Raw genomic sequence first — 15061 nt, 5'->3', positions numbered from 1 at the left:
CCGCGGTCGAACTCGCGCGGCTGCTCGACGACCCGGCCACCCGCGTGCATGCGACCGCCGAGCGCACAATGCTCCACGGGCTGCAAGGCCACTGCAACTCCCCGGTCGCCGGGCACTGCACGACCACGCCCGACGGACAGCTGTCCCTGATCGGGATGGTGTTCTCGCGCGAGGGCGCCGCGTTCGCGTACGCGCACGAGTGGGACACCCCCGACCGCGCCCCCGAGCTGGGGGCGTACGTGGCGGCGACGCTCGCCCGTAAAGGGGCAAGGGCGATCATCGACGGCATCCCGCACTGACCGAGGGATCGTGGTGTTCCTGTCGATCGTCGGCACTGACCACGCTCGGCCATCGACGCATTCGCCGCGGCCGCACTGAACATGCACACCAGCCAGGCCGACCGTCGGCCTGGCGAGGACTGGCCCCAGGCCATGCAGCGGCCGCACAGGACTGGGCCGCCCATCGCGGCCCGGCCGCGCCGCTGACGCGCTCCCGGCTGCCACACCGGTTCAGGTGTCCGCATGTACGCCCTCGAGGTGTTCTACAGGGCTCCCCCGGATGGAAATGGGGGTCAGGCCCGATGTGCCGAGACGCGTCCTTCGCCCATGGTGGAGGCAGGCGAATCACGGGATGGCAGCCGTGCCCACCATCGGACTTTCCCGGCTTTCCAGACGGAGGCGGGGGCGGTCCGGTGTGGTCCGGCCCTTTGTCCATGGGGCCGGAGCCTGCCAGTCGTGCGGGAAGGATTCGACGGGCGATGACCACGAACGTGGACGACGGCGCCGGCGCGCGTGCACTGGACGACGCGGCGGCGCGGGAGGTGCGGCGGCGCCTGGAGGAGGAGCAGCGCAGCCGCGCCGCGCAGCTGGCCGTACTGGAGAAGGCGGTCGAGCAGACTCCGCTGGAGCAGGTGGAGGCGTCCGACTACACCCGCATGGACAACCTGCGGCACAGCCTGGCGGAGATCGACGATGCGCTGCGCCGGCTCGAGGAGGGCACCTACGGCAGGTGCGAGGGCTGCGGGCAGACGATCCCGGCCGGGCGGCTGGAGATCCTGCCTTACGTGCGTTACTGCGTGCGCTGCCAGGGGCGCGGCACCCGCTGACGTGTCCAGGCCGCGGCCATGGCGGACGGGCGTCGGTCTTCCGGACGGCGTGCGATCTCAGGATGAAGGCCCGCTGGCCGTTCACGGAAAGACCCGCCGCCGCGCCGCGGCCTCACCGGGGCGCGCCGTCCGGCACGGTACGGCGCCGCCAACATGAGCCGGATCCCGTCACCCCCTGGACGGGATCCTGGAGCGCCGCCGGGCCCGGGGAACCCGAACTGACCGCGCACGGGTTCACAGGAGCCGCCCGGGCCCGGCGGCCTTCCCTCACAGCAGCCGGATGGCCACGCGTCCGGCCGCGGTGACCCGGACCTCGTCGAAGCGCCCGGCCAGTTCGGCCAGCCAGACATGACCCGCCAGCGTCTCCGGACGGACCTTCTGCAGGCGGGCGCGCCGCCACGGCCGGTACCGGACGAAGACCGGCTCCACCGAGTCGTCGTAGATCACCCCGTAGGCCAGGGTGACCGTGCCGACGGCCGACGGGCCGAACGGGCGGGAGAGCCGGACCGCGTGGGCGCCGAGCAGCGGCTGCCCCTGTCCCGCCTGCGCGAGCAGCGGGTACGTCAGCGGCGAGCCGCCTCCCGGGTCCACCACCAGCCGGGACGGCCGGCCGCCGTCCTGGTGGAGGCGGGCGGTCCAGCCGGTGAGCGGCAGCGTCAACCGGCCAAGGAGATCACCGTTCAGCAGGTCGCAGTTCGTCAGATCACGAGCCATCGTCCACTCCGTTGTGAACAGGTCGGCAGAGTCTCCGACGCGGCGGTCGCGCCCGCGTTCCCGCCGCCGCGGCCGCACCGCCGTTGCGGACCGGTCGCCTCGGGTCGCGTGCCTGGGGACGGGTGAGAGACATGCACACCACCTTGATCGGACATCGGCGCCGGACGGACACCGGGAAGGGGACGACGCCGTTCCCGCTCAGGGCCCGGGCTGTCGCCGCCGCTGCTGGCACATCACGCAGCGGCGCGCATAAGGCAGGATCTCCAGGCGGGCCCGGCCGATCGGCTCGCCGCAGTCTTCGCAGCGTCCGTAGGTGCCCGCGTCCACCCGGCCCAGGGCGGCCTCGATCTCCCGCAGCGTCAGCCGCAGCGTGTCGCACCTCGCCAGGACCGACTCCCGCGCGTTCCGGCCGAAGCGCTTCTCGGCCTCGTGCTCGATGATCAACAGTTGCGCGGTGCGGGTGCGGCGCTGCCGCTCCAGCCGCTCGCGGGCCTGGCGGGCGGCCGCGTTCTCCGGGCCGCGCCCGGCGGACGCGGGGCGCGGCGGCGGACCGCCGACCGTGCCGCGCACGGCGCCGCTCGCCGTCATCCCAACAGACTCCCTTCGGCCCGGCCCGGGTGCCGCAGTGTGCTTCCCTCGTCCCCGCTCGACCGTGTCACCGGCGGACGGCCACGGGTCTGGGCGTCCGGCCGCCGGTGACACGGGATCGGGCAGGAGATGTGGCGTCTCCCTGGGTTCTTCTCCACCATGGGCGATCACGGCCGCGGCCACCATCGGTGGCACCACCCATTCGCCGTCGGTGGACGCTGTATTCCCACCTCACGACAGCCTCGAAACCGGACGGCATGGGTGCCGTCCCGGATCGAACTCCGGCCTCGGACGCGGCACGATGGTTGTAGGGCGTCCTCGCACGCCGCGGGCTCAGAGGATGCGCCTACCGTAGTCGGAGGGCCCTGCGACCGGCGTGCGGAGCGCTTATCGGTGACGAAGGGGGCGTGCCATCAGTGCGGCTGTTCTGGCGGGTGTTCTGGCTCAACACGCTGGTGGGAACGGTCGCCACCATCCTGTTGATGATCGGGCCGTGGACGGTGTCGGTGCCGATCCGGCTGACCGAGGCGCTCGTGCTGCTGGCGGGGCTGGCCTCGCTGCTGACCGCCAACGCCGTCCTGCTGCGCTGGGGGCTGGCGCCCCTGGAGCGGCTGACCCGCCTGATGAACACCGTCGACCTGCTGCGTCCCGGCCAGCGGCTGCCCGTCACCGGCAGCCGTGAGATCGCCACGCTGATCAACACCTTCAACCAGATGCTGCAGCGGCTGGAGACCGAGCGCAGCGCCAGCAGCGCCCGCGCCCTGTCGGCGCAGGAGGACGAGCGCCGCCGCATCGCCCGGGAGCTGCACGACGAGATCGGCCAGAGCCTGACCGCCCTGCTGCTGGACATCAAACGGCTCACCGACCGCGCCCCCGAGCCGCTGCGCGAGGAGCTGCGCTGCGCCCAGGAGACCACCCGGCACTGCCTGGACGAGGTGCGCCGGGTCGCGCGCAGGCTGCGCCCCGACGTGCTGGAGGACCTGGGCCTGGCCAGCGCGCTCGCCGCGCTGACCGCGCAGTTCGACACCCACACCACCATGCGGGTGCGCCGCCGCCTGCACCCTGACCTGCCGCGGCTGAGCCCTCAGGTCGAACTGGTGATCTACCGCATCGCCCAGGAGGCCCTGACCAACGCCGCCCGCCATTCGGGCGCCACCGCCGTCGAGCTCGACCTGTCGCCCGCCGACGCGTCGGGCGACGGCGGCGTGGTGCTGCGCGTGGACGACGACGGCAAGGGCATCAACGGCGCCCCGGAGGGCGCGGGGATCCAGGGCATGCGCGAACGCGCTCTGCTGGTGGGCGGCACTCTGCATCTGCAGACGCGGCCCGAGGGCGGCACGAGGCTCACCCTCCACGTGCCCGCCGCGCAGACGCCGGCCGATCCGCCCTCCGCGGAGTCGGTGCTCACCGGCCCCGCCACCGGCCAGGACCGCTCCGTCCGTCCACGTCCCGGCGAGGAAACCCGATGACCGCCGCCTCGGCTTCGCACGCCCCGTCCACGACCCGCATCCTGCTGGCCGACGACCACGCCCTGGTGCGCCGCGGCGTCCGCCTCATCCTGGACAACGAGCCGGACCTGCAGGTCGTCGCCGAGGCGGGGGACGGCGCCGAGGCGATCGCTCTGCTGCAGGGCACCGCCGGGCAGCGGGTGGAGGTCGACCTGGCCATCCTGGACGTGGCGATGCCGAGGATGACCGGCCTGCAGGCCGCCCGGGAGCTGACCCGCCTGCACCCCGACCTGCGCGTCCTCATCCTCACCATGCACGACAACGAGCAGTACCTGTTCGAGGCGCTCAAGGCCGGCGCCGCCGGCTACGTGCTCAAGTCCCTGGCCGACCGGGACCTGATCGCCGCCTGCCGCGCGGCGATGCGCGGCGAGCCGTTCCTGTACCCGGGGGCGGTCAGCACCCTGATCCGCACCTACCTCGACCACGCCCAGGCCGGGCAGATGCCCGACAGCGTGCTCACCCCGCGCGAGGAGGAGATCGTCAAACTCGTCGCCGAGGGCCACTCCTCCAAGGAGATCGCCGACACCCTGGTCATCAGCGTCAAGACGGTCGAACGGCACCGCGCCAACATCCTGGCCAAACTCGGCTTGAAGGACCGCCTGGAACTGACCCGCTACGCCATCCGCACCGGCCTCATCGAGCCCTGACCCGCGCCGCACCCGCACGCGGACGCCGTAGGCGTGCTGAGCCCGGCAGGGTGGAAAGGACGCAGGTGCGTTCTCGTGCGGCCGTCTCGTCGCGAAATGCGAAATGCATCCGGAGCAATGCGCGCGGCGGCATCGGCCCCCTCGAGAACGCGAAATGAAGGGCCGACAATACTTGCAAACGCTGCATATATGCGGCCGCCGACTGTTTCGGTCATGCCCTATCCTGGGGGCGTGACACGGGACGGAGGAACAGGCCCCATGACCACCCCAGACCCGGCGCCCGCCGCGCTCGCGCAGGGCTGGCGCACGCTGTCCCTGTTCCACGCGAAGATCGAGGCCCACATCGAGCACGCCCTCCAGTCCAAGCACGGGCTGAGCGTGCGCGAGTACTCGCTGCTCGACGTCCTCAGCCGGCAGCACAACGGCCCCGGCGGCCACCTGCAGATGAAGCAGGTGGCCGACGCCGTCGCCCTCAGCCAGAGCGCCACCACGCGGCTGGTCACCCGCCTGGAGGACCGCGGCCTGCTGTCCCGTTACCTGTGCCCGACCGACCGGCGCGGCATCTACACCGACGTCAGCGAGGCCGGGGCCAAGCTCCTCGCCGAGGCGCGCCCGACCAGCGAGGCGGCCCTGCAGGAGGCGCTCGACGAGGCCGCGCAGAACCCCGAACTGGCTCCGCTGGTCCAAGCCGTGAAGACCCTGTACGCAACCGCCTGAGGCGCCGCCCCTACTGGCGCCCCAGGAGGCATGGACGGCGGGACGAGTCATTCGGAAATTCACCGTCCCGCGGCTAACACATCTTCATGCCCGCATGCGGTCAACACGTCCGATCGGCGATACGTAAGGTGGCGCGCCGCGCATCCGGCCTGCGGAGCGATAAGGGAGGCCGCCGTTCGACGGGTCGCCGAGCGGCACGGTGCTCGGGGCGGGACGGACTCGGTGCGCCGCCAGGGATCCGCGGCCCTTCGACCACGGTCCCCGGCGGAGGTCGATGAGACGGCGGGAGGCGCGTTCAGCGGCCGCCGACCGACAGCACGAGCTTGCCGCGGGTGTGTCCGGCGCGGCTGAGGCGCCACGCCTCCGCGGCCTCGGCGAGCGGGAACACGCGGTCGACGTGCACCGTGAGCTTTCCGTCGTCGGCGAGGGCGGCCAGCTCCGCAAGGCCGGCGCTGTCGGGGCGCACCCACACGTAGTGCCCGCCCTTCTCCTTCGCTTCACGGTCGGCGATGGACGCCACCCGGTCGCGCCGCTTCAGCACCTGCTGGGAGATCTCCACCGCGCCGTCGCCGACGAAGTCGAGTGCCGCGTCGACACCGTCGGGAGCCGCCGCGCGGATGCGGTCGACCAGCCCGTCCCCGTAGGCGACGGGCTCGGCGCCGAGACCGCGCAGGAAGTCGTGGTTGCGTTCGCTCGCGGTCCCGATGACCCGGGCGCCGAGCGCCACGGCGATCTGCACGCCGAGCGAGCCCACTCCGCCCGCCGCGGCATGCACCAGGACGGTCTCGCCCGCTCGGACGCCGACGCGCCGGATGGCCTGATGGGCCGTCAGACCGGCGAGCGGCACGCCCGCCGCCTGCTCCCAGGTGAGCGACGCCGGTTTGCGCGCCAGCATGCGGACATGCGCGGACACCAGCTCGGCGTAGGCGCCGAGCTGGACATGGTCCTTGCGGATGTACCCGAACACCTCGTCGCCGGGCTCGAATTCGCCGACGTCGTACCCCACCCGCTCGACGACCCCGGCCACGTCCCAGCCGGGGATCAGGGGGAAGTGCGTCTCCATGATCGGGTCGAGCCGCCCCTCTCCGAGCTTCCAGTCCACCGGGTTCACCCCGGCGGCCATCACGCGGACGAGCACCTCCCCGGGCGCCACCTTGGGCTCCGGACGGTCGACCAGCTTCAGGTCCTCAGGTCGGCCGTACCGCTCCAGCACGATCGCTTTCATGCGCCCAATAGAACCATACGATGGCTATCGGCTTGAGCAATAGATGGCGTGCGCAACTGATTCGAGGCGTCAAGGCGCCCTGGCCGCAGCGCCGCGCGACGTCGACACCACCCGACGAACGGCAGATCGGCGGCCGAGCAGCGCGGGAGCGACGAGGCGGCCTGCACGATCACGTCCGGCGGACACCTCTGCACGCTCTCCGCACCGTCACGGAGCTTGCGATCTCGCCCACTCTGACAGGCGGCCTTCCGAGGCCCCTGGACGGCACCACCGCCCGGACACAGGGGCTTGCCGAGCGCGAGGCAGGGGCGACCGAGTTCGAGACCCGCCCGATCCAGTCGGTTGCATTTAACCCGCGTATGCAAATATTGTGTGCGCTCGTTACGTCCTCATGCAACCATATGAAGGGTTCGGAGCATGCCTCTCGCGCTGCTGGCCCTGGCCATCGGGGCCTTCGGGATCGGCACCACCGAATTCGTGATCATGGGGGTGCTGCCCCAGGTCGCGGACACCTTCGACGTCTCGATCCCCACCGCCGGCTGGCTGGTGACCGGCTACGCGCTCGGCGTCGTCTTCGGCGCGCCGCTGCTGACCGTGATGGGCACCAAGGTGTCCCGCAAGAAGATGCTCATCCTGCTGATGGGGCTCTTCGTGGTCGGCAACGCGCTCTCGGCCGCCGCCCCCGTCTTCGGCGTCATGCTGCTCGGCCGCATCATCGCCTCGCTCACCCACGGCGCCTTCTTCGGCATCGGCTCGGTGGTCGCCGCCGACCTGGTCGCCCCGCACAAGCGGGCCTCCGCCATCTCGCTGATGTTCACGGGGCTCACCATCGCGAACATCGTCGGCGTCCCGCTCGGCACCCACATCGGGCAGGCCGCGGGCTGGCGGGTCACCTTCGCCATCGTCGCGTCGCTCGGCGTGGTCGGGCTGCTCGGCGTGGCCGGGCTGGTGCCCGAGACCGGCAGGCCCGAGGGGGCCGACGTCCGGTCCGAGTTCGCCGCCTTCCGCAACGTCCAGGTGTGGCTGGCCATGGCGATGACGGTCCTCGGATACGGCGGCGTGTTCGCCGCGATCACCTACGTCGCGCCGATGATGACCGAGGTCGCCGACTACTCCGCGGGCGCGGTCACCTGGCTGCTCGTCCTGTTCGGCGTCGGCATGTTCGCGGGCAACCTGCTCGGCGGACGGTTCGCCGACAAGGCGCTGATGCCCATGCTGTTCGTCTCGCTCGGCGCCCTCGCCCTCGTCCTGCTGCTGTTCACGGCGACCGCCCACGACAAGTTCTCCGCGGCCGTCACCCTGACGCTCATCGGCGCGCTGGGCTTCGCCACCGTGCCGCCGCTGCAGAAGTGGGTGCTCGACCAGGCGTCCGCCGCCCCCACCCTGGCGTCCGCCGCCAACATCGGCGCCTTCAACCTCGGCAACGCGCTGGCCGCCTGGCTCGGCGGCATCGTCATCGACGCCGGACTGGGCTACACCTCCCCCAACTGGGTCGGCGCCCTGCTCTCCGGGACCGCGCTGCTGCTGTCGTTCCTTGCCGCCTTCCTCGACCGGCGCACCCCGCCGTCCCACCGGGGCGCCCCGGCGCCCGAGATCCGCGAGAACGTGCCGTCCGCCCAGCACTGAGCCGCTCCCTCGCAGGACCGCGCCCGGCCGTGCCGACGCCCCGCCGGCGCGTTCCTCCCACACCACCGGCTGATACGAGAACAAAGGAAACGCATTCACCATGACCGCAGTTCCCACCGTCACGCTCAACAACGGCGTCGAAATGCCGCAGCTCGGCTTCGGTGTCTTCCAGGTGCCGGACGACGAGACCACGGCCGCGGTGACCGCCGCGCTGGAGGCCGGCTACCGCTCCATCGACACCGCCGCCATCTACGGCAACGAGGCGGGCGTGGGCCGGGCGGTGGCCGCGTCGGGCCTCCCCCGCGAGGACCTGTTCATCACGACGAAGCTGTGGAACGCCGACCAGGGCTACGACGCCACCCTCAAGGCGTTCGACCGGAGCCTCGCCGCGCTGGGCCTGGACTACGTGGACCTGTACCTCATCCACTGGCCGAGCCCCGCCCGCGACCTGTACCGGGACACCTGGCGGGCCCTGGAGAGGCTGGCGGCCGAGGGCCGCATCCGCGCCGCCGGCGTCTCCAACTTCCAGCCCGCGCACCTGCGGCGCCTGATGGACGGCAGCTCGCTCGTCCCCGCCGTCAACCAGATCGAACTGCACCCCGGTCTCCAGCAGCGGGAGCTCCGCACGCTGCACGCCGAGCACGGCATCGCGACCGAGGCGTGGAGCCCGCTGGCCCAGGGGGCGGTGCTCGACGAGCCCCCGCTGGTCAAGATCGCCGAACGGCACGGCAAGTCGCCCGCGCAGGTCGTGCTGCGCTGGCACCTGCAGCTCGGCACCATCGTGATCCCCAAGTCGGTCACGCCCGCCCGGATCCGGGAGAACATCGACGTCTTCGACTTCGCGCTCTCGGACGACGAGATGGCCGAGATCGCCGCGCTCGACCGCGGCATGCGCACGGGCCCGGACCCCGACGCCTTCGAGTGAGGAGGTCGGACGCCCGACGTCCTCGCCGCCGGTGCGGGCGGATCGGTCTCCGTCCGCACCGGCGGCCAGTCGCCCCTCTCGTTCCCTTTCCGATCCGTTTCCCATCCGTTTCCCAGCCGCGTCTTCAGGTTCGAAAGGTGGCCGCCGCCATGCCCGCCGCCCTCCACCCTGCCTTGGACCGCCTGGTCGACCCGGACGGCCGCGTCACGCTCGGTCTGGAACTGCCTCTCGACAACGATTGGGGCGCGACACGGCTGCGCGCCGACCGCCAGGCCGGCCGCCCCTTCGGCGTCCCGAGACTCACCGAGCACGCCAGGCTCGCCCGGCTCGCCGACGAGCTCGGCTTCGCGGCGCTGTGGGTGCGCGACGTCCCCCTGTACGATCCGCAGGCGTTCGGCGACGCCGGATCGGTCTTCGAAACGTTCACGCACCTCGGCCACCTGGCGGCGGTCACGCAGCGGGCCGTGCTCGGCACCGCCGCGGTCGTCCTCCCGCTGCGCCGTCCGCTGCTGGTCGCCAAGGCCGCGGCGACCGTCGACGTGCTGTCCGGCGGCCGGTTCGTGCTCGGCCTCGCCAGCGGGGACCGCCCCGTCGAATACCCCCTCTTCGGCGAGGACTTCCACGCCCGCGGCCGCACCTTCCGCGACTATGTCGAGATCCTCCGCGCCGCCTGGGCCACTCCAGGGCCGGACCAGGGCGTTTCCGTGCCGCAACTCGGTCTGGACGCCGACCGGAGGCTCGACGTCCTTCCGAAGCCGACCGGTTCGACGATCCCCCTCGCCGTGGCGGGGCGCGCCCAGCAGTCCGCGGAGTGGATCGCCGAGCACGCCGACGCCTCCCTCAACTACCCCAGGCCCCTGGGAGCGTTGCGGCTCAAGACACGCGAGTGGCAAGAGCTGACCGCGGGGACGGGCAAGCCGTACCTCACACCGATGCAACTGGACCTTGTCGGCGACCCGTCCACTCCGGCCACCCCCATCCGCCTCGGTCTGCGCACCGGACGGCACGCCCTGCTGGATCACCTGCACGCGATGAGCGAACTCGGCGTCGCCCACGTCTCCTTCAACCTGCGTCCCGGCGACCGCCCCGTCGACGAGGTCCTGCACGAGCTGGCGGAGGAGATCCTCCCTCATTTCCCCTCACGGACGGCGCCCCTCGCACCGGCGGAGCACAGCAGGGCGACGGCATGACCGGCACGGTCCGCCTACGTGCGCTCACCGTGCCTGTCAATGGACGCACCTGAGCAGGCGGGCGGGACGCCGCGTCAACTCCACGGACGCGGCGCCTCGCCCGCTTCCCGACGAACGGCCGAGGCGCGCGGCGGTCGCCACGTTGCACTGCTTCGCCGTCCGATGCGTCGGTCCCGGTCCGGCGCCGACTCGAGCGGCCACGCTCCAGAACTTCGGAAGGCTGACGTGGTGTGCGGCGTGCGCTGCTCAGCCACGCACCAGGGGATCTGACGACTGGTGTCAGCCGCCTGACCACCGTACCCCGAATTCTTGGTCTTGCCCGCCGCTTTCCAGGCCATATCGCTGGCATGTTCACCAGGGGCGTCGCGGCGGAACTTGGCGGGCCGGCAGCCACGAAGCCCGGCTCGACATCTTGCTCGCGAGCATCGCTGGTGGACCGCACCGTCAGCCCGCCTGTATCAGCACCTCGGTCTGGTCCCTGTTCGCTGCTGAGAGTCGCGGGCTGCACGACGCTGTCGAGCTTCGAACGGCAGCCGGAGCGGCGACGGTCCCTTTGGTCACATCAACTGGTCACATCAACTGGTCACATCAACGCTGATCGCGTCACGCGTTCGCGTGGCCCCGGCCGGGGACCGGTTTGCGTTGTGGGATAGCGCACGACGGCCGGCGACCGACTCCCTTCGTCCAAGCAAAAGGACACAGCGGCATGTCGCGTCTTCTTTGCTCGAAACTGCGTGCACATTGACCCGGGCGCCGCAGATCCGGCTGTTAGCTGGAATTAGGCGTGTCCGGACCAGCGGACACTTGACATCGGGGCGGTCGTGCCATGAGGTTCGCAGTCATCGGCGGCACCGGGCTCATCGGGTCACAGGTCGTGCGGGGCCTCGACCTGGCCGGGCACGAGGCGGTGCCGCTTTCACCGCGCACCGGTGTCGACGTGCTCACCGGCGAGGGGCTCGACGATGCGCTGAAGGACGCCGAGACGGTAGTCAACCTCACCAACTCCCCGACCTTCGACGAGGCGTCCCTCGCGTTCTTTCAGACCTCGATGACCAACCTTCTGGCCGCCGCCCGGCGCTCGGGCGCCGGGCACGTCGTCATCCTGTCGATCGTCGGCGCCGACAAGGTTCCCGGGCTCGTCTACTTCCGCGCCAAGACCCTCCAAGAAGAAGCCCTCAGGACAGGCGCCATCCCCTACTCCATCGTCCGCGCCACCCAGTTCATGGAGTTCATCGGCACCATCCTGTCCTGGACCGCAGAAGACGACACCGTCCGCCTGCCCCGCACCCTCCTCCAGCCGATCGCGTCGGCGGACGTCGCCGCCGCCGTCGCCGCCGTCGCGGCTGGACCGCCCCTGAACGGCGCCCGCGACGTTGCCGGCCCCGACACGTATCCGCTGGACGAACTCGGTCGGATCACCCTCGCCGCCAGAGGCGATCCCCGCTCTGTGATCACCGATGACTCCGCGGGCATGTTCGCCGCCGTCCACGGCGACGTCCTCACCGTCGGGGAGGGCGCCGACGTCGCTCCCACGCACTACGCCGACTGGCTGGAGGCGGATCTCAAGCCGCGCGCATGAGGACCGACGCGCGAGTCGTGACTCGGCGATCGCGCGCGGCACCGGCACGCCGCCGGCGCCCGCGATGGGGCCCGTCGCGGGACGAACCGGATACTTGGGCAAGTGCTCGCGCGGCCAAGGGGCGGGCCGACTCGCCGAGATCCATCCGCCACTGTCGGTCGTGCCATGCCGGACGACGTCAACACTGCACCGCCTTCCTCGATCGCGGTGCACGGGCCGGTCCGGGGCGTCCACGGCGCCGACCCGACCGGGTGATCGCCGACAAGGACCTGCTCGGCGGCGATCCGCAACTGCCCGACGGCGTCGCCCGCACCTACCCGACGGCGGTCGTCCTGCTCTGGATCAACACATGATCCACCGGACACGGCCAAGCCGGGTGTCGATCTCGTCGACGTCGCCGCCCACGGCTTGATCACGTGCCGCGGCCGCCCTGGCCGCCTCCGGACGCGCCGTCGCCGTTGACGTGACCTGCATCGATGCTCCGGCCCGCGGAACGGCCGGTTTCGGACCACTCCCGGACGGCGGGTGCGCGCCCCGCGCCCAGGCTGCATACGAGCGCCGCCCGCCTGGATCATTCAGGAGACCCGACGCGGTCGGACGCGTAGGATCTTCACATCTCGTTCAGAGCCCCGCTGATGCGACTGACGATCAGGAGTCTGGACATGGCCGACGGGCAGCTCCCGCCTCCCGGTTCCGAACTGTCGACCGAGATCCAGTTCGACGTTCCGCACGCGGCACGGATGTGGAACTACTGGATGGGCGGCAAGGACAACTACGAGGCCGACCGCGCCGCCGGGGACGCCGTGGCCGAGGTGTATCCCGAGATCGTCGTCATGGCGCGGCAATCGCGCAAGTTCCTCATCCGCGTGGTGCGGTACCTGGCCGCCGAGGCCGGCATGCGGCAGTTCCTCGACGTCGGCACGGGCCTGCCGACGATGCAGAACACGCACGAGGTCGCCCAGGGCGTCGCGCCGGAATCCCGGATCGTCTACGTCGACAACGACCCGCTCGTGCTCGTGCACGCCCGCGCCCTGCTGGCCAACACCACTTCCGAGGGCGTCACCAGGTACGTCCACGCCGACTACCACGACCCGGAGAAGATCCTCGCCGAGGCCGCCGAGGTGCTGGACTTCGACCGGCCGGTCGCGGTGATGTTCATGGGCGTGCTCGGTTACGAGCCCGACCTCGAGGTGATGCGCTCCATCACCGGGCGGATGATGGACGCCGTCCCGTCCGGGTCCCACATGGTGCTCTGGGACGGCACGAACACCAGCCAGGCCGTGGTGGACGGCGCCGATCGGCTCGCGGAGAGCGGCGGCGTCCCCTACATCCTCCGCTCCCCCGAGGACCTCGCCAGCTGCTTCGAAGGCCTGGAGATGGTCGAGCCCGGCATGGTCCCGATCACGCAGTGGCGCCCGGAGGAAGCCGACGCCGAAGCGATCGACGCGTACGGCGCCGTCGCCCGCAAGCCCTGACCGACCGCAGGCTCGTCACGGCCCGGCCGGGCTCGACCGCCGACCACCAGTACACGGCGTCCACGCAGGCCGATGCGCTGATGCCGGTGCCTCCGCCGTCGGAGGACGAGCTGAGAGCACCATTCCGTCGGGTTCACGATCGCCCGTCACGCGAGCGAGTGGTCAGGCGCTCGTGTCTCCATGCAGGGTCGATCCGCTGATCTGCGCGTCGTGCTACTCCGCAGGGGCTTCGGCGTGAGCCCCCGGAGGGCGGGAGCGTCGGATCACGGCTCGTCCTCCGGATCCGCATCCCGGGGCACCAGCACCACCGGGCACGCGGCGTGGAGCAGCACCGCGTGGTTGACCCGCCCCAACGCGAGGCCGATGCGTCCACGACGCTGATGGGCGCCCATGACGACCAGTCCGGCGTGCCGTGACTCGGTTACCAGCGCCCGGGGCGCGGTGGCGTCGGCCACGCGCGGGACCACCCGCACGTCGGGATACTGCCGGGTCCAGCCCGCCAGCGCCTCGGCCAGTTCCATGTCCTCGACCAGCCGCTGGTAGGGCGAGCCGAACTCGCCGCCCACCGCGTGCAGCGCGATCAGCCGTGCGCCGGTCAGCGCGGCGTGCTCGAAGGCCCAGCCGATCACGTGCTCCTCGGGATGCCGTCCCTCGATGCCCACGACGATGGCGTCGGGGGCGTCGGCCGGATACGGCGCTGTGCGCGGCACCACCAGCACCGGGCATCGCGCGTGCCCGGCGACGTGCAGGCCCACCGAGCCGAACAGCAGGCCTTCGAAGCCGCCCTGCCCGCGCGAGCCGACGACGACCAGCGCGGCCTGCTCGCTCTCGGCCACCAGGGCGCTGCCGGGGTCGTCCTCGGACAGCCGCACGCCGATCTCCACTTCGGGGAACTGCTTGAGCGCGTACCGCCGCGCCTCGTTGAGCATGTCCGTCCGCTCGGCGGCCAGATGCTCGCGCGCGGACTCGGGCAGCCCCGGGCCGCTCCGCAGGGCGCGGGAGGCGTGCATCAGCAGGAGCGGGAGCCGATGCGCCCGGGCGTATGCGGCGGCCCAGTCCAGGGCCTTCCAGGCGTGCGCGGATCCGTCGATCCCGACGACGACGCGGGCGGGCATGGCGGTCCTCCTGCCGGACGATTCGGTCCTGCTCCGACGCTAGGCGTCCACACGGTTCGGGCCTCCGGGCGAAGGTCCCGTGCCGTTGGGCCTCCCGGCTCTACGTCCCCGCCTCGGCCGCGGTGATGCGAAAGACCTGAGAGGACCGTCGCCAAGCGGGGGTCATGCGACGGCGCATGGCGGGGCGGCCTTCGTGAGCACCGCGAAGCCGTCTGCGACGCCGTGTTCGCGTACGTGCCAGAGGCAGAGCGCTTCGGCTGCTGCCGCTGCTGCAGTCCCTTGCTGGGCGCCGAGCTGACGAAGCTGTCTGGGGTCTCGGTGCGCACGTTGCGGTGGGGCGTGAATCAGTGCCTGAGCTGGAAGTGCAGCGGGGCGCCGACGGCGGCTATCAGCTGGGGCCACGGGTGCCGCGCGACCAACGGCTGACGAGGGAGGACAAGGGCGGCGGCCGCGATATGCCCACCGGCCCGCTGCCTTCCCTCAGCCCGCGGCCATGATCAGCGCATCCTGCGAAGCGACGCCACGGCGATGCGGCGGTCGTCAGGCCGGGCGAGGGACTGAGCGTGGCGCCGACGCGAGGTCACAGGGAAGCGTCGTCGTTCAGCGGGACGCGCCAGACCACGGCGGTGCCGCCCGACGGGCGGGCC

Annotated in this window: 13 protein-coding genes and 1 pseudogene; 10 read left to right on the top strand and 4 right to left on the bottom strand. The window is 71.7% G+C overall.

Features of this window, described 5'->3' with window-relative positions:
• Together AR3_RS26855 and AR3_RS31880 are read left to right on the top strand one after the other, a co-directional pair.
• Positions 1 to 299, top strand: a pseudogene (locus tag AR3_RS26855) (hypothetical protein); the annotation flags it as partial.
• Between the two features lie 458 nt (positions 300 to 757).
• Positions 758 to 1105: a TraR/DksA family transcriptional regulator gene (locus AR3_RS31880; protein ID WP_067918114.1), complete on the top strand. Its 348-nt coding sequence runs from the start codon at positions 758 to 760 to the stop codon at positions 1103 to 1105.
• Positions 1106 to 1372: 267 nt separating this feature from the next.
• Here the strand turns inward: AR3_RS31880 and AR3_RS26845 are convergent, their stop codons facing one another.
• The gene (locus AR3_RS26845) at positions 1373 to 1819 is read right to left on the bottom strand and encodes a hypothetical protein (RefSeq protein WP_146150407.1); all 447 of its coding nucleotides are present in this window, start codon (positions 1817 to 1819) and stop codon (positions 1373 to 1375) included.
• A gap of 198 nt (positions 1820 to 2017) precedes the next feature.
• The gene (locus tag AR3_RS26840; RefSeq protein ID WP_067918111.1) at positions 2018 to 2407 is read right to left on the bottom strand and encodes a TraR/DksA family transcriptional regulator; all 390 of its coding nucleotides are present in this window, start codon (positions 2405 to 2407) and stop codon (positions 2018 to 2020) included.
• A gap of 407 nt (positions 2408 to 2814) precedes the next feature.
• Between AR3_RS26840 and AR3_RS26835 the strand changes: the two genes are divergently transcribed.
• The 3 genes from AR3_RS26835 to AR3_RS26825 all read left to right on the top strand — a co-directional run bounded on the left by AR3_RS26835 (position 2815) and on the right by AR3_RS26825 (position 5279).
• Positions 2815 to 3876, top strand: coding sequence for a HAMP domain-containing sensor histidine kinase (locus tag AR3_RS26835; protein ID WP_227023417.1), 1062 nt, complete (start codon positions 2815 to 2817; stop codon positions 3874 to 3876).
• Positions 3873 to 4562 (top strand): response regulator, encoded by a 690-nt coding sequence (locus AR3_RS26830; protein ID WP_067918110.1) that lies wholly within the window; start codon positions 3873 to 3875, stop codon positions 4560 to 4562. Before AR3_RS26835 ends, AR3_RS26830 begins: the two co-directional genes overlap by 4 nt.
• A gap of 258 nt (positions 4563 to 4820) precedes the next feature.
• Positions 4821 to 5279: a MarR family winged helix-turn-helix transcriptional regulator gene (locus tag AR3_RS26825; protein WP_067918108.1), complete on the top strand. Its 459-nt coding sequence runs from the start codon at positions 4821 to 4823 to the stop codon at positions 5277 to 5279.
• 295 nt (positions 5280 to 5574) lie between these two features.
• Here AR3_RS26825 and AR3_RS26820 read toward each other — a convergent pair whose 3' ends face one another.
• Positions 5575 to 6504 carry an NADP-dependent oxidoreductase gene (locus AR3_RS26820; protein WP_067918106.1) on the bottom strand — a complete coding sequence of 310 codons (930 nt, stop codon included), beginning with the start codon at positions 6502 to 6504 and terminating at the stop codon, positions 5575 to 5577.
• Between the two features lie 417 nt (positions 6505 to 6921).
• Between AR3_RS26820 and AR3_RS26815 the strand changes: the two genes are divergently transcribed.
• The 5 genes from AR3_RS26815 (at position 6922) to AR3_RS26795 (ending at position 13299) form a co-directional block, all read left to right on the top strand.
• Positions 6922 to 8130 (top strand): MFS transporter, encoded by a 1209-nt coding sequence (locus AR3_RS26815; RefSeq protein ID WP_067918104.1) that lies wholly within the window; start codon positions 6922 to 6924, stop codon positions 8128 to 8130.
• 100 nt (positions 8131 to 8230) lie between these two features.
• A complete protein-coding gene (locus AR3_RS26810; RefSeq protein ID WP_067918102.1) occupies positions 8231 to 9055 on the top strand; it encodes an aldo/keto reductase in 825 nt (274 codons plus the stop codon).
• Positions 9056 to 9204: 149 nt separating this feature from the next.
• Entirely contained in the window at positions 9205 to 10245 is a 1041-nt protein-coding gene (locus AR3_RS26805; protein WP_067918116.1) for an LLM class oxidoreductase, read from the top strand.
• Positions 10246 to 11071: 826 nt separating this feature from the next.
• On the top strand, positions 11072 to 11824 hold the full coding sequence (locus AR3_RS26800; RefSeq protein WP_067918100.1) for an SDR family oxidoreductase: 753 nt from the start codon (positions 11072 to 11074) through the stop codon (positions 11822 to 11824).
• A gap of 662 nt (positions 11825 to 12486) precedes the next feature.
• Positions 12487 to 13299 (top strand): SAM-dependent methyltransferase, encoded by an 813-nt coding sequence (locus AR3_RS26795; protein ID WP_067918098.1) that lies wholly within the window; start codon positions 12487 to 12489, stop codon positions 13297 to 13299.
• A 263-nt stretch (positions 13300 to 13562) separates the two neighbouring features.
• Here the strand turns inward: AR3_RS26795 and AR3_RS26790 are convergent, their stop codons facing one another.
• Entirely contained in the window at positions 13563 to 14414 is an 852-nt protein-coding gene (locus tag AR3_RS26790; RefSeq protein ID WP_067918096.1) for a universal stress protein, read from the bottom strand.
• Between the last annotated feature and the right edge of the window lie 647 nt (positions 14415 to 15061).

Origin of the sequence: Actinomadura rubrobrunea NBRC 15275 (assembly GCF_001552235.1) — a bacterium.
GTDB classification, from domain to species: domain Bacteria; phylum Actinomycetota; class Actinomycetes; order Streptosporangiales; family Streptosporangiaceae; genus Spirillospora; species Spirillospora viridilutea.
This window is presented reverse-complemented; position numbering and strand designations above follow the sequence as displayed.

What these genes read in the sequence shown, in the direction of transcription:
- AR3_RS26845 (WP_146150407.1), bottom strand. Translation starts at nt 1,819, where the DNA reads ATGGCTCGTGATCTGACGAACTGCGACCTGCTGAACGGTGATCTCCTT.
- AR3_RS26810 (WP_067918102.1), top strand. Translation starts at nt 8,231, where the DNA reads ATGACCGCAGTTCCCACCGTCACGCTCAACAACGGCGTCGAAATGCCG.
- AR3_RS26825 (WP_067918108.1), top strand. Translation starts at nt 4,821, where the DNA reads ATGACCACCCCAGACCCGGCGCCCGCCGCGCTCGCGCAGGGCTGGCGC.
- AR3_RS26795 (WP_067918098.1), top strand. Translation starts at nt 12,487, where the DNA reads ATGGCCGACGGGCAGCTCCCGCCTCCCGGTTCCGAACTGTCGACCGAG.
- AR3_RS26815 (WP_067918104.1), top strand. Translation starts at nt 6,922, where the DNA reads ATGCCTCTCGCGCTGCTGGCCCTGGCCATCGGGGCCTTCGGGATCGGC.
- AR3_RS26790 (WP_067918096.1), bottom strand. Translation starts at nt 14,414, where the DNA reads ATGCCCGCCCGCGTCGTCGTCGGGATCGACGGATCCGCGCACGCCTGG.
- AR3_RS26830 (WP_067918110.1), top strand. Translation starts at nt 3,873, where the DNA reads ATGACCGCCGCCTCGGCTTCGCACGCCCCGTCCACGACCCGCATCCTG.
- AR3_RS26820 (WP_067918106.1), bottom strand. Translation starts at nt 6,504, where the DNA reads ATGAAAGCGATCGTGCTGGAGCGGTACGGCCGACCTGAGGACCTGAAG.
- AR3_RS26805 (WP_067918116.1), top strand. Translation starts at nt 9,205, where the DNA reads ATGCCCGCCGCCCTCCACCCTGCCTTGGACCGCCTGGTCGACCCGGAC.
- AR3_RS31880 (WP_067918114.1), top strand. Translation starts at nt 758, where the DNA reads ATGACCACGAACGTGGACGACGGCGCCGGCGCGCGTGCACTGGACGAC.
- AR3_RS26840 (WP_067918111.1), bottom strand. Translation starts at nt 2,407, where the DNA reads ATGACGGCGAGCGGCGCCGTGCGCGGCACGGTCGGCGGTCCGCCGCCG.
- AR3_RS26800 (WP_067918100.1), top strand. Translation starts at nt 11,072, where the DNA reads ATGAGGTTCGCAGTCATCGGCGGCACCGGGCTCATCGGGTCACAGGTC.